This is a genomic window from Sphingomonas sp. 22R3R2A-7, from assembly GCF_036856055.1.
Classification (GTDB): Bacteria; Pseudomonadota; Alphaproteobacteria; order Sphingomonadales; family Sphingomonadaceae; genus Sphingomonas.
Window position 1 is genome coordinate 1,793,234 of record NZ_JASPFR010000001.1, and the last position, 12,808, is coordinate 1,806,041.

11 protein-coding genes, 2 tRNA genes and 1 pseudogene are annotated in these 12,808 nt (G+C 66.0%); 7 read left to right on the forward strand and 7 right to left on the reverse strand.

From position 1 onward, the window contains the following. The first annotated feature begins 42 nt into the window (after nucleotides 1-42). A tRNA-Gly gene (locus QP165_RS08455) sits at nucleotides 43-116 on the forward strand. Nucleotides 117-196: 80 nt separating this feature from the next. Here the strand turns inward: QP165_RS08455 and QP165_RS08460 are convergent. Next, complete coding sequence (locus QP165_RS08460; protein ID WP_333995142.1) at nucleotides 197-433, reverse strand: hypothetical protein; 237 nt, start codon at nucleotides 431-433, stop codon at nucleotides 197-199. A gap of 228 nt (nucleotides 434-661) precedes the next feature. Between QP165_RS08460 and QP165_RS08465 the strand changes: the two genes are divergently transcribed. Beyond that, on the forward strand, nucleotides 662-895 hold the full coding sequence (locus QP165_RS08465; RefSeq protein WP_333995144.1) for a hypothetical protein: 234 nt from the start codon (nucleotides 662-664) through the stop codon (nucleotides 893-895). A 223-nt stretch (nucleotides 896-1,118) separates the two neighbouring features. On the opposite strand, the gene mqo is transcribed toward QP165_RS08465, so the two are convergent. The 4 genes and pseudogenes from mqo to QP165_RS19990 all read right to left on the reverse strand — a co-directional run. After that, entirely contained in the window at nucleotides 1,119-2,855 is a 1,737-nt protein-coding gene (mqo, locus tag QP165_RS08470; protein WP_333995145.1) for a malate dehydrogenase (quinone), read from the reverse strand. A gap of 346 nt (nucleotides 2,856-3,201) precedes the next feature. Then, nucleotides 3,202-3,612: a MarR family transcriptional regulator gene (locus QP165_RS08475; protein WP_333995147.1), complete on the reverse strand. Its 411-nt coding sequence runs from the start codon at nucleotides 3,610-3,612 to the stop codon at nucleotides 3,202-3,204. 20 nt (nucleotides 3,613-3,632) lie between these two features. Then, nucleotides 3,633-4,091, reverse strand: a complete 459-nt coding sequence (locus QP165_RS08480; protein ID WP_333995148.1) for a hypothetical protein — start codon at nucleotides 4,089-4,091, stop codon at nucleotides 3,633-3,635. A 940-nt stretch (nucleotides 4,092-5,031) separates the two neighbouring features. Then, nucleotides 5,032-5,202 (reverse strand): annotated as a pseudogene (locus tag QP165_RS19990) (sigma factor-like helix-turn-helix DNA-binding protein); the annotation flags it as partial. 325 nt (nucleotides 5,203-5,527) lie between these two features. Here QP165_RS19990 and QP165_RS08490 point away from each other — a divergent pair. Beyond that, nucleotides 5,528-6,994, forward strand: coding sequence for a hypothetical protein (locus tag QP165_RS08490; protein WP_333995154.1), 1,467 nt, complete (start codon nucleotides 5,528-5,530; stop codon nucleotides 6,992-6,994). Between the two features lie 92 nt (nucleotides 6,995-7,086). Here QP165_RS08490 and QP165_RS08495 read toward each other — a convergent pair. After that, nucleotides 7,087-7,173 (reverse strand) — tRNA-Tyr (locus tag QP165_RS08495). Nucleotides 7,174-7,303: 130 nt separating this feature from the next. On the opposite strand from QP165_RS08495, the gene QP165_RS08500 reads away from it, so the two are divergent. Continuing rightward, nucleotides 7,304-8,956, forward strand: coding sequence for a M20/M25/M40 family metallo-hydrolase (locus QP165_RS08500; RefSeq protein ID WP_333995157.1), 1,653 nt, complete (start codon nucleotides 7,304-7,306; stop codon nucleotides 8,954-8,956). Between the two features lie 21 nt (nucleotides 8,957-8,977). Beyond that, the gene (gene rlmB / locus QP165_RS08505) at nucleotides 8,978-9,724 is read left to right on the forward strand and encodes a 23S rRNA (guanosine(2251)-2'-O)-methyltransferase RlmB (protein WP_056017254.1); all 747 of its coding nucleotides are present in this window, start codon (nucleotides 8,978-8,980) and stop codon (nucleotides 9,722-9,724) included. Nucleotides 9,725-9,839: 115 nt separating this feature from the next. On the opposite strand, the gene QP165_RS08510 is transcribed toward rlmB, so the two are convergent. After that, entirely contained in the window at nucleotides 9,840-10,157 is a 318-nt protein-coding gene (locus QP165_RS08510) for a 2Fe-2S iron-sulfur cluster-binding protein (protein WP_056017257.1), read from the reverse strand. 60 nt (nucleotides 10,158-10,217) lie between these two features. Between QP165_RS08510 and QP165_RS08515 the strand changes: the two genes are divergently transcribed. Together QP165_RS08515 and QP165_RS08520 are read left to right on the forward strand one after the other, a co-directional pair. Beyond that, nucleotides 10,218-10,841 carry a DNA-3-methyladenine glycosylase family protein gene (locus QP165_RS08515; protein ID WP_333995160.1) on the forward strand — a complete coding sequence of 208 codons (624 nt, stop codon included), beginning with the start codon at nucleotides 10,218-10,220 and terminating at the stop codon, nucleotides 10,839-10,841. A 550-nt stretch (nucleotides 10,842-11,391) separates the two neighbouring features. Then, on the forward strand, nucleotides 11,392-12,699 hold the full coding sequence (locus QP165_RS08520; RefSeq protein ID WP_333995162.1) for an Nramp family divalent metal transporter: 1,308 nt from the start codon (nucleotides 11,392-11,394) through the stop codon (nucleotides 12,697-12,699). Nucleotides 12,700-12,808: the final 109 nt, after the last annotated feature.

Below are 12,808 nucleotides of genomic sequence, written 5' to 3' on the forward strand. Positions count from 1 at the left end.
CACATGGGCCTCGACTGAAGAACGCCGGTTTTTCAACGTCGTGCGGGTATAGTACAATGGTAGTACAGCAGCCTTCCAAGCTGAATACACGGGTTCGATTCCCGTTACCCGCTCCAACGCCATCCCTCCTATAAAAGCAAGTCATCGGACTGATGTCCGCTTTTGGTGGAAAGCTGCCGTCCACACCCTCTGCCGCTTAGACGCCACCACCCCAAAACATTAAAACAGGAAAAATCGGGAACGCAACTAAACCCATTGTAAATGGATAGAGATCATAAAACCAGCGTGCCTTACGGGAAAGGACGGCTGCTCCCATTAACAAAAGGAGCGCCAGCACCGGCACGCCAGCATATAAGACTATTTGACCGGAAGTTGGATAGCCGGGAACATGCTGCGCTTTAATATCGCACAAACCGCCGATACCCGCGTACAATAGGTAGCCCCATAACGAAATTACTAGGGCAGTAGGGAGGTCGGTCCATCGCATGCACCACTGTCTCGTAACGATTGAATGACTGCAAGTGGGCGTAAGCGGTCATTCGACGCGATCGGCTCCGGAGCGTCCGCAATTGGCGGCAAACGGACATTCGTGCTCTACGATGAGCGTATGTCGCTCCCGCCTCGAATAATCCTCCATTCACCTATAGCAGACCACGCAGCCTTGGCGGAATTCGTCGAGCGCTGTCTCCGGGACGGTGTTCGTCTCATATCCATCGCGGGTGACGATGCGGAGAAAGTGGAAATTGAGATTGATTGGCTGGTGATCGGCGACGGAAGCAACGAGGGGCGGTTTTTGGTCACAGCGGCCCACCCCGGCGAACCGCTCGACGAAGTGCTGGAATTCGCCTCATCTTGGGTTTGCGACCGCGAGGGTCTGCTTGAAGTTCGGCTCTGATGTCGACGCCCGCTATTGGGCATTCTCGACCGTCCGTTAACGAACAATTCCCGTTACCCGCTCCAGCGCTTTACCTTTGATCACGACGATCGCGATACCGCATATCCGCCGGCGGCATGGCGCTCGCCGCGATGTGCGTGGCGCCGACCATGGTCGCTCCGCACATCAGCGGCTTCCACCCGCATGTCCCAGCACGCCCCCTTTTGGAGGGCGTGCCGGCCGGTCAGAGCGCGAGGTCGGGGCTGCGGTCGACCTTGACGCGTGCCGCGGCGGGGCGGGGCGTCGTCGCAATGTGGACCGCGGGTGATTTGACCGCGAGCTGCAACGTCGCCGCGGTGCGGTCCCAATGGTCCGCGAGCAGTTCGGGATGCTCGTTCAGCTTGATGCCGTAGCTTGGCACGATCTCCCGGATCTTGGCCTGCCAGCCCGCGCTCGACAGCCGGTTCGGGAACACCTTCTTCAACAGGTCGAGCATGATCGACGGCGCGGTCGATGCCCCCGGCGATGCCCCCAGCAACGCCGCGATCGAGCCGTCCTTCGACGCGACGATCTCGGTGCCGAGCTTGAGGACGCCGCCCTTTTCGGGGTCGCGCTTGATGATCTGCACGCGCTGGCCCGCCTGCCACAGCCGCCAGTCGCCATCCTTGGCACCGGGGAAATATTCGCGCAGCGCGTCCATCCGGTCCGAATCCGACATGATCAGCTGCCCCGCCAGATATTCGACGAGCGCGAAATCGTCCCAGCCGACCGCGACCATCGGGCGGAAATTGTCGATCGTCACCGATGCGGGAAGGTCGAAATAGGATCCCTGCTTGAGGAACTTGGTCGAGAAGGTCGCGAACGGCCCGAACAGCAGCGCCTGCTTGCCATCGAGATAGCGCGTGTCGAGGTGCGGCACCGACATCGGCGGCGACCCGACCGCGGCCTTGCCGTACACCTTGGCGAGATGCCGATGCGCGATCGCGGGATTGTCCGCGACGAGGAACGATCCGCCGACCGGGAAGCCCGCATAATCGTCCGCTTCGGGGATCCCCGACTTCTGCAGGATTGGCAGCGCACCACCGCCCGCGCCGCCGAAGACGAAGCGCGCGTTGATGATCTGCTTGTCGTCGCTCTTCATGCTGCGCGCGGTGACCTGCCAGCCGCCCTTGGGATTGCGCTCGAGCGAGCGGACCTCATGCCCCGTCGTCAGCGTGAATTTATCCTGCTTGTCGAGCGCGGCGATATATTGGCGGGTGACCGCGCCCCAGTCGCAATCGGTCCCCAGCGGCGATCGCGTCGCCGCGAGCTTCACCGACGGGTCGCGCCCCTGCATCATCAGCGGCACCCAGCGCGCGATCTCGGCACGATCGGTCGAGAATTCCATCCCCGAGAACAGCGGGCTGGCGCCGAGCGCTTCCCAGCGCTTGCGCAGGAACGCGACGTTCGCATCGCCCCACACCAGGTTCATGTGCGGCGTCGAGTTGATGAACGACCGCGGGTTGCCAAGCATCCCGGCCTCGACCTGGTGGCTCAGGAACTGGCGCGTGACCTGGAACTGTTCGTTGATCTCGACCGCCTTGGCGATCTCGACCTTGCCGTCGGCGGCGTTGACCGGCGTGTAGTTGAGCTCGCACAGCGCGGAATGCCCGGTGCCCGCGTTGTTCCAGCCGCCCGAGCTCTCCTCTGCCACCTTGTCGAGCCGTTCGACGAGTTCGATCGTCCAGCTCGGCTCGAGTTCGCGCAGCAGCACCGCGAGCGTGGCGCTCATGATCCCGCCCCCGATCAGCAGCACGTCGACGTTGCGCGTCGCGGTGGCGGCCTCGGCCTGCACCGCGGGCAGCACCGACGCCGTACCCGCGACGATCGCCGAGCCGAGCAAATTGCGGCGCGTCACGCCCCCGGCGGGATTGGCCGCGTCGCTGGAAGTATCGTTACCCGGCTGCGGGGAATTGCCGTCGTCGTTCGATCCAAGTCGCACAGAAAAACCTCTTCGTTGCCGCCCGGCCACGCCGGTTTCGCCGATGGGCAAAAACCTGGCAGGAAACCCGGAAACCGGCCTGTCGTTTGGGTGTGCAACGGATGCCGGAAGACGCACATGGCGATCACCCGAGCGCTCGCGCTGCTCGAAGTCCTCACCAGAGTCTGCTTCGTTTATTGGGCTATCATGCGCGGTTCAGCGCGCACCGTTTCCAGCCCCTACATGGCACCCCGGGCGTCCGCCGACAAGATGGCGGCCCCGGAAAGGCATGAAAAGCCCTGCTAATCCTGACCGCATCGGCGCGATCTTGGCCGCGCGCGCGACCCGCTGTCGTGCGCCGCGATCGTCAGCGCGACGGCAGGTCCATCAGCAATTCGGTCATGCGCTGACGCCCCGTCGCGGACAGGTGGATATGCGAGCGTCGCCCATCGCTTTCGTCGCGCGTGCGGATCACCAGACCCGCCTCCTGCAGGATCGCGAGATAGCGGAGCGCCGTCGCGGGTGGCGCGCAGGCACCGATGCACACCGCGGATACGCTCAGCTGCCGCCCCGCATGATGCGAGATGAACAGGTCGAGCAGGATATCCCAGGCGGGCTCGGAAAACAGCGACACGCCCAGCGTCTGATCGCGCTGCCGCCGCAGCGCGTACAGCCGCGTGGCCACCGCGACGACGCCTTCGGGTGTGTCGGACGGTCTGGCCACGGGAACCGGGCGAAGGCCGTTCACCGGCCGGACGAAGGGAATTGCATAGGACATCGTATGTCTCGACTGCCTTGTCAGCGCATCGTCGGGTCCTGGCGACTCCAGTCCAGATCCCGGCCTTGCGACCGGATCCGCCTGGAATGACGAAGCGTGCCGACGATGAGCAAAATCAAAATGGGATAGCTCCAGACGACCGACATCACGGCATAGGCCAGCCGGATCACGTCTGGATTGATGGCCTTGGCGAGATGGGCTCCCGTCCCCAACGCGTGGAGCGCGGTGACCCAGGCCGGCCAGAACCGATCGGCGGTGAGCGTGATCGCGATCATCACGCCCAGCAGCACGAGGTCGACGGTCATGATGCCGATCTCGACATCGACGAACATCGTCGCACCCATGAGGTGAAACATGCGCGTCGCCATCGCCGCCACGAGCAGCGCGACGCCGACCAGCCGTTCCGGCGCGCCACCGCGCCAGACCGCATAGACCGTGACCGCCACCTGGAGGGCGTTGAAGATCCAGACGCGTTCCACCTATCGGTTCAACCGACCACCGCCGCTTGCGGGATCACCGCGAGCATCAGGCCGCGGCGACGATGCGTACGGGCGGGAACGCCTCGACACCGGAGCGGAGTGCCCCGTCGTTCGGCGGACATTCTCCCTCGTCACCATAGCCGTAATAGGCGGCCAATCCGATCTCGGTGCGAACCCCGACCAGCGCCCGATGCGCGTCGACGAAGCGCTGGCGGGCCTTGATGATATCCGACGCCGCGTCGGACACGAGCTGCAGCGCGGCGCTCCCCGTCGCGACCGGAAGATTGGCGGCGACGCGTTGCTGCAGCAGCGTCGCCACGCACGTGCTGGCCAGCAGCGCGGCCTCGTCGACGGCCGCCTCTGCGCGCAAGAAGTCCCGTGTGACGGTATCGGTCGCCTGCCGGCGTTGCTTCAACATTCCTGCTTCCCCACCCCAAAAGGCCGATCGCTCGACCAGTTTGCGAGACCCGGCATCACCGCGGAACTGACGGAACAGGCTGGTCACCGTCGTCGTCATGGTGAGCAGCGCCACCGTGGTGACCGCCAGCAACGCCATGATCCCGATCAGGCGGATCAGCCTGTCCCCCTTGGACAGACGGTTACGCGCCGTTCCTCCCGGACCGCTCATGGGCATCGTTCCCATGAAGCGGCGAACGAGCCCCCATGGCTCGATCTGATCCATTCCTGATCGATTTGCGTCGGTTCGGGGAAGGTCGAATGGCTCGGATGGCAGCCGTTCGTACGTCGGACGCGGCTGGATCGGCACGTCTTGTACCGAAAGCTCGATGCCAGGTGTGGGAGCAGTCGATCCGGTCGCCTCGCGCGACGCCGCGGGCTCATCGCCGTCGCGCGGATCCCCGTCCAAAGCGGATGCAATCGGCGGGGGTGCAGCCGCGATGCCCGCGCTCTCCTCGTGCCGCTGCAAGGCGCGCGCGGCCTCGAATCGCGATCCGACGCGCAGGATCTGGATCGCCCGCTCGATCCGCTTGTCGATCGCCGACGGCGAGACCCCGAGGATCACCGCAATCTCTTTGGAGCTATGATGCTTGAGAACGAGTCGGAGGCAGGTTTTCTGCGCTTCGGTGAGGTGATCGATGCGACGCGTCGGCATGCCGCCATGTTAGGCATAAACCGCGACCTGCACACCTGTTTGATGGCGCGCGCGATGCTGCGCGCGGCGGCCGCACCGCTGAAACGCGCGATCGTTCACCGCGCGCGCTGCCGGAAATCCCAGCCAGACGGCGCATTACCGCGCTCGCGGCGCGCGTGGCGGCGACGCCAATGCCCCTGTTTCGCTGGCTCGAATGTACAAAAAACACGAACTTACCCGGCACTACGGCTTGCCTATTCTCACGTTCCGCCGTCTACATCGACATCTGTTCAGGATAGGTCTGGAATTAAGTCACGCTCATTCCTCTGTGGGAAATACTAGGCGCATGGAACTGACCTTCATCGGCATGTTCATCATTCTGGTGAGCATTCCGATCATCCTTGGCGGCGGCCTCGAAGCAATGTTCATCCTCATGCTGCTGTGCGGCCCGATGAACGGCTCGGCGGCCATGTATCTCTCGTCGTCGTCGATCACGCCGGTTCACTTCGTCCTGGCACTCACCACGATACGGCTGCTGATGTCACCGCCGGCATTTCAGCGCGATAACATACCGGCATTGCTGCATAACTGGCCGCTGGTCGCGTTCACGTTCTACGGCGTGGTCATGGCCGCGCTGGCGCCGCGGATCTTCTATCATGCAGCCGACCTTCCGAGCCTGCGCGGGATCAAGCTGCGCGGGCTCTACGACACGGTACAGCTCGCCCCCTCGATGCAGAACATAACCACGTCGATCTATCTGATCGGCACGATGGTCGCCGCGATGGTCGCGCATGTGCTGTTCTCCCGCCCGGGAAACGCACGGCTCCTTGTCAAAGGGGCGATCGTCATCGGCTGGATCAATCTCGGCATCGGCATATTGAGCGTGCTGGCGGGGCCGAGCGACGCACCGACGTTCCTGCGCCCGGTGTTCGAACTGTTTCGCAACGGCGCCTATGCGCAGCTCAACCATGAATTCAAAGGCTATGTCCGGGTCACCGGGCTGTTTCCCGAAGCATCGGCCTATGCCGCCTACACCTTCACATGGTTCTGCTTCATCTTCGAATGCTGGCTGCGCGACGTCCAGCCCCGCCGGACGGGCCCGCTCGCGCTGACGATGTTCGTGGTGTTGCTGATCAGCACCTCGTCGTCGGCCTATATCGGCCTGACGGCCTTCTCGGTCGTCCTCGTCATACGGCTGATCCTGTCGCCGGCGCTGATCTCGTCGTCGAAGATGGGCGTGCTCGCCGCCGCCGGGCTGGCGGGGCTGATCGGCTCGATCGGCGCGATGGTCGCGGTGCCGCATTTCGCCGAAGGGTTCGGCGACATGCTCGAACATATGACGGTCGGCAAATCGACGTCGACATCGGGGCTGCAACGCGCCTTCTGGGCGCGCAAGAGCGTCGAGGCGTTCCAGGTATCGGGAGGGCTGGGCGTCGGGCCGGGCAGCCTGCGCTCGTCGGGGCTGTTCACCGCGATCCTCGGATCGTCGGGCGTGATCGGGCTGAGCCTGTTCCTGACGCATCTCTACCGCGTGCTCCGCCCGCTCGCCTCGTCGACCTACACGCCCGTTGCCGACGAGGATTCGTCGGTCGGCGTCGCCGCCGCCTGGGCCGCCATCCTATGCGTCATCCCGCTCGGCATCGCCGCCTCGTCGCCCGACCCGGGGCTCGATTTCGGGCTGCTCACCGGCGCGGCGCTGGCACTGCGCAACCGCGCGGGATCGGCGCTTCGCACCCTCCCCGCACGCCTCCCCTATCGACCGCTGCCGGGACTGACCCCGCCTGCCCAGGCTGGCCCTCCCCGGCAGGCATAGCGCGCGTGCGCGAGCCCGACGATGCGGTAGCGCCGGCGCCGTTCAATTTCGAGCTGGGCAATTGCGGCTTGCGGCGTCTGGCCGCAAAGCCTTGGTGGACAGGGCTGGATTCGAACCAGCGTACGGGAAACCCGGGCAGATTTACAGTCTGCTGCCTTTAACCACTCGGCCACCTGTCCAGATAGGCCGCTCTTGTTTCAAGCGAGGCGGCTCAATGGCGAAGCTTGTCGGCGCTGTCAACGCGGGTTGCGCCAACTTCCGCGCCCGCATAGCCTTTCCACGACAAAAAAACGCATCAGGGGGACATTCATGCGTCGATCGCACCTATTCCGGCTTGCCGCTGCCACCGTCACGGCCACGTCTCTGTCGATCGTGCTGCCCGGCCTCGCCGCGGCGAAGGACGCGGCGCCGGGCAAGGACATGGTGCCGGTCAACCGGATCATCGACGAGGGCACGAATCACAGCCAGGTCATGGTGACCGTCCAGCATCTGACCGACGTGATCGGCCCGCGGCTGACCAATTCGCCCGCGATGCGCACCGCGGAGGCATGGACGCAGCGTCAGTTCACCGACTGGGGCCTCAAGAACGTCCACAAGGAAGGGTTTGCGTTCGGCCGCGGCTGGTCGATCGAGCGGTCGAGCGTCCGCATGATCACGCCGCGCGTCGTCCAGCTGACGGCGATCCCGGTCGCGTGGACGCCCGGGACGACGGGCGCCGCGCTGACCGCGCCGGTCATCGTCGCGCCGATGACGCGCGAACGCGATTTCGCCAAATGGCGCGGCAAGCTCGGCGGCAAGATCGTCCTGCTCACGCTGCCCGGCACCGGCGACGAGCCGGGCGAGCCCGCCTTCAAGCGGCTGAGCGGCGAAGACCTCGGCAAGCTCGACCGCTTCCAGCAGCCCCGCTACGATCCGGAGGCCGCCGACCGCCGGCTGAAACGTCTCGATTTCGCGAAGAAGCTCGATGCGTTCCTGAAGAGCGAAGGCGCGGTGGCGACCGCGACGATGGCCTATCGCGACGGCAAGCTGGTCAGCGGCGAGGGCTATCTGTTCGGTGTCGGCGACACGCCCGCGCTGCCGGGCGTGCAGATCGCCGCGGAAGATTACCGTCGGCTTGCGCGTCTCGCCAAGTCGGGCCCTGCCCCGACGCTCGAGATCGTCAGCGACGTCCGCTTCGACGACAGCGACCCGCAGGCCTATAACGTCATCGCCGAGATCCCCGGGACCGACCCGAAGGCGGGTTATGTGATGGCGGGCGCGCATCTCGACAGCTGGGTCGCCGCCGATGGCGCCGCCGACAACGCGGCGGGCTCGGCGATGATCATGGAAGCCGCGCGGATCCTGGCGGCGACGGGCGTCCGGCCGAAGCGCACGATCCGGTTCGCGCTCTGGGCGGGCGAGGAACAGGGCATTCTCGGCTCCATGGCCTATGTGACGCAGCATCTCGCGACGCGGGGCGGCCCGAACGATCCGCCGCAGACGGGAATGCAGAGCTATTACGGCTTCTCGCAGAAATGGCCGATCACGCCGCTGCCGGGCTATGCGGACCTCGCGGCCTATTTCAACATCGACAACGGCTCGGGCAAGTTGCGCGGGCTGTATGCGGAGACCAATCCCGCGGTGGTGCCGATCTTCCGCGACTGGCTCAGTCCGTTCGCATCGATGGGCGCGTCGACCGTCGTCGTCCGCCCCACCGGCGGGACCGATCACGTCTTCATGCAGCAGGTCGGCGTACCGGGCTTCCAGTTCATCCAGGATCCGCTCGACTATGACAGCCGGATCCACCACACGTCCGCCGACACCTTCGACCATCTGAAGGCGGACGACATGCGCCAGGGGTCGATCGTGCTCGCATCGGTGTTGCTCAGCGCGGCGAATGCGGACAAGGCGCTGCCACGCACGCCACTGCCGACCAAACCGGTGGTGACCGACCCTTATGGATATAGCGATGACGATGACTGATAGCATGACAGGAGCGCTCTGATGGCAGCACGCAAGGGCCATCGGCCGAGCAAGGCCCCCGCGGGACGTCCGCGCTTCTGGGGCAAGCACGCGGTGGGCGCGGCGCTCGCCAACCCCGAACGCACGGTCCGCAAGATCCTCGGCACGCGTGAGGCGCTGGCAGGCTTCGACCTGCCCGCCAACGTCCCCGTGACCTTTGCCGAGGCCGCCGACCTCGCGCGGCTCGTCCCCGGCGATGCGCCGCATCAGGGCGTGGTGATCGAGGTCGAGCCGCTCGAGGACATGTGGCTCGCCGACCTGCTCGAGCATGGCCGGGACGACAATCGTCCGCTCGTCATCCTCGACGGCGTGACCGATCCGCACAATGTCGGCGCGATCATGCGCTCGGCGGCGGCGTTCGACGCGCTCGGCATCGTCACCCCCGACCGCAACGCCCCACCCGAATCGGGCACGATCGCGCGCGCCGCGTCGGGCGCGCTCGAGACGGTGCCGTGGATCCGCGTCGTGAACCTCGCCCGCGCGCTCGAGGAGATCGCCGAAGCCGGGTTCTGGCGGATCGGCCTCACCGGCCATGCGACGCAGACGCTGTCCGAGGCGATGGGGACGCAGCGCATCGCGATCGTGCTCGGCGCCGAGGGCGAAGGCATGCGCAAGAACACCGAGGAGCATTGCGACGAACTCGCCAAGCTCCCCATCTCGGAAAAGGTCGAGAGCCTCAACGTCTCGAACGCCGCCGCGATCGCGCTCTACGCGGTGACGACGCGCTGACTCTCTCCCTCTCCCCCACGGGGGAGAGGGAAGCGGCCCGCCGCGCAGCGGTGGGAAGGGTGAGGGGCGTGAGGCCAGAAACCCCCGCCCCCACCGCGCGTCCCAACCGCCCGGATCAATCCTCGGCGGCGATCCGCACCTTCAGCCCGTCCAGCGCGTCGGTCATGTCGATCTGGCACGACAGCCGCGAGAATTCGTCGCGGTCGCTGGTCGAGTCGAGCAGGTCGTTCTCGTCCTCGCTCATCGGCTTGAGTTTGGCCGCAAAGTCCGGGTCGACATGGACGTGGCAGGTGGCGCACGAGCAGCAGCCGCCGCACAAGGCGAGGATCTCGTCGATCCCGGCGTCGCGGATGACCTCCATCACCGAAAGCCCCGCATCGCCCATGATCTCACGTTCTTCCCCCTCGCGCGTAACGACGATAAGCTTGGGCATGTCAGTCTCCGAAAAATCCTCGCAATCCCATGCCGACAGTGCGCAACGCGATCAAGCATCATGGGGCTGAACGCCGACCAGCTCGAGCACGCGATGGCGGCCTTGTGCGCGATCGAGCCCGCGTTCGCCGTCGCGGTCGCCAACAAGGGCCACCCTGCCCCGCGCATCAGCGAACGCGGCTTTGCCACCTTGTTGCGGACGATCGTCGGACAACAGGTCAGCGTCGCCTCGGCGCAGGCGGTCTGGACCAAGCTCGACACCGTGGTCGGGGGCGCCGACGACCCCACGCGGATCGCGGCCGCCAGCGACGAGACGCTGCGAAGCGCCGGCCTGTCGCGGCAGAAGCTCGGCTATGCGCGCAGCCTCGCCGACGAGGTCACGAGCGGCCGGCTCGACCTCGCCAACCTGCCCGAGGACGACGAGGAGGCGATCGCGGCGCTGGTCCGCGTCAAGGGCATCGGCCGGTGGTCCGCCGAGATCTACCTGTTGTTCGCCGAAGGACGCACCGACATCTGGCCCGCGGGCGATCTCGCCATCCAGATCGAGGTCGGCCGGATCCTCGGTCACGACACGCGCCCCAGCGAAAAACTGACCCGCGAACTCGCCGAGGCCTGGCGCCCGCACCGCGGCGCGGCGGCGATCTTCGCGTGGCATCACTATCAGGCAGAGATGAAGGTGATCTGAGCGCGGCGCTTGAACGTCCCGCGCGCCGTCGTCCCGACCAAAGCCACGCCCCGGCGCCAAGCGGCGCGGCGTTCGGGGCCCTGGATCCTGACTTTCGTCAGGATGACGAGTGCAGGCCAGCGCAGCACGCCCTGCGAACCCCTCACCGGGCACAAAGACCACGGCCCGCTCCCAAGCTCACCACCACCGCTCACCCCCTCCCGTCATCCTGACGAAAGTCAGGATCCAGAGCCAAACAGCTCAGCGTCCGTAACCCTGGATCCTGACTTTCGTCAGGATGACGGGAACAGGCCGGCGCAGCACGCCCCGCCGGCCCTCTCGAGCCACAAACACCACGGCCCGCCCCCAGCCTCACCACCACAGCCTTCCCCTTCCGTCATCCTGACGAAAGTCAGGATCCAGAGCCAAGCAGCCCACCGCCCGTGCCCCCAGGGCTGACGTCCATCAGCATGACAGGACCAACGAACAACCGCGCCCCCGCCCCCCCCCAACACCCGCGCGGCGAGCGAAGCGCTTGTCCCCCCCGCTCCCATCCGGCAAAGCACGCGCGATGCCGCCGCCCAGTTCCGCCCTCGCCCACTCGCTGTCCGACAGCTATCGCACCGTCGCCATCCCCGAAGGCGCCCCATTCTGGCGGCGGTTGTTCGCGTTCGTCGGACCGGGCTATCTCGTCGCGGTCGGCTATATGGATCCGGGCAACTGGGCGACCGACATCGCCGGCGGCTCGGCGTTCGGCTACACGCTCCTGTCGGTCGTATTGCTCTCCAACCTGATGGCGATGGTGCTCCAGGCCTTGTCCGCACGGCTCGGCATCGTCGCCGGGCTCGACCTCGCCCAGGCGTGTCGCGCGCATTATTCGAAGCGCGTGTCGGTCGTGCTCTGGTTCCTGTGCGAGATCGCGATCATCGCGTGCGATCTGGCCGAGGTGCTCGGCACCGCGATCGCGCTCAAACTGCTGTTCGGGCTGCCACTCGTCTGGGGCGTCGTGCTAACCGCGCTCGACGTGTTCCTGATCCTCGCGCTGCAACGCTTCGGCTTCCGCAAGCTCGAGGCGTTCATCGTCGCGCTGCTCGTGATCATCGCCGGCTGCTTCATCTTCGAGCTGTTCCTCGCGCGGCCCGACATGGCGGGCGTGCTCGGCGGGCTCGTGCCGACGACCGAGATCGTCACCAACCCGGCGATGCTCTATATCGCGATCGGCATCCTTGGCGCGACCGTCATGCCGCACAACCTCTATCTCCACTCGTCGATCGTCCAGACGCGCGCCTTCGCACCGACCGAGGCGGGCAAGCGCGACGCGGTGACGATGGCGACGATCGACGGCACGATCGCGCTCGGCCTCGCCTTCTTCATCAACGCCGCGATCCTGATCCTCGCCGCCGCCACCTTCCACGTCGCCGGGCGCACCGACGTCGCCGATATCGACCAGGCGCATGCGTTGCTCGCACCGATGCTCGGCATGGGCGCGGCAAGCGTCGTGTTCGCGGTCGCGCTGCTCGCCTCGGGGCAGAATTCGACCGTCACGGGCACGCTCGCCGGCCAGATCGTGATGGAGGGTTTCCTCAACCTGCGCATGCCCGTCTGGGCGCGGCGTCTCGTCACGCGGCTGCTCGCGATCATCCCCGCGGTGTTCGTGGTCGGCGCCGCGGGCGATGCGGGTGCAACGCGGCTGCTGGTGCTGAGCCAGGTCGTGCTAAGCCTGCAGCTTCCCTTCGCGGTCGTGCCGCTCGTCAAGTTCACCGGCGACGCGCAGATCATGGGCTCGCTGGTCAGCCCGGTCTGGCTGAAAGCGCTCGCCTGGGTGATCGCCGCGGTCATTATCGGCCTCAACGCGACGCTGCTGATCGGCATGCTCTAGGATAAATTGACATGGGTTAGGCAACGCGCGCCCATCTCGTCGATCGCGTCCCGCGACTGCGCAAGTCCGCGTGACAAAGGTGGCCGCGCGGCTAGGATCACCGGCGACG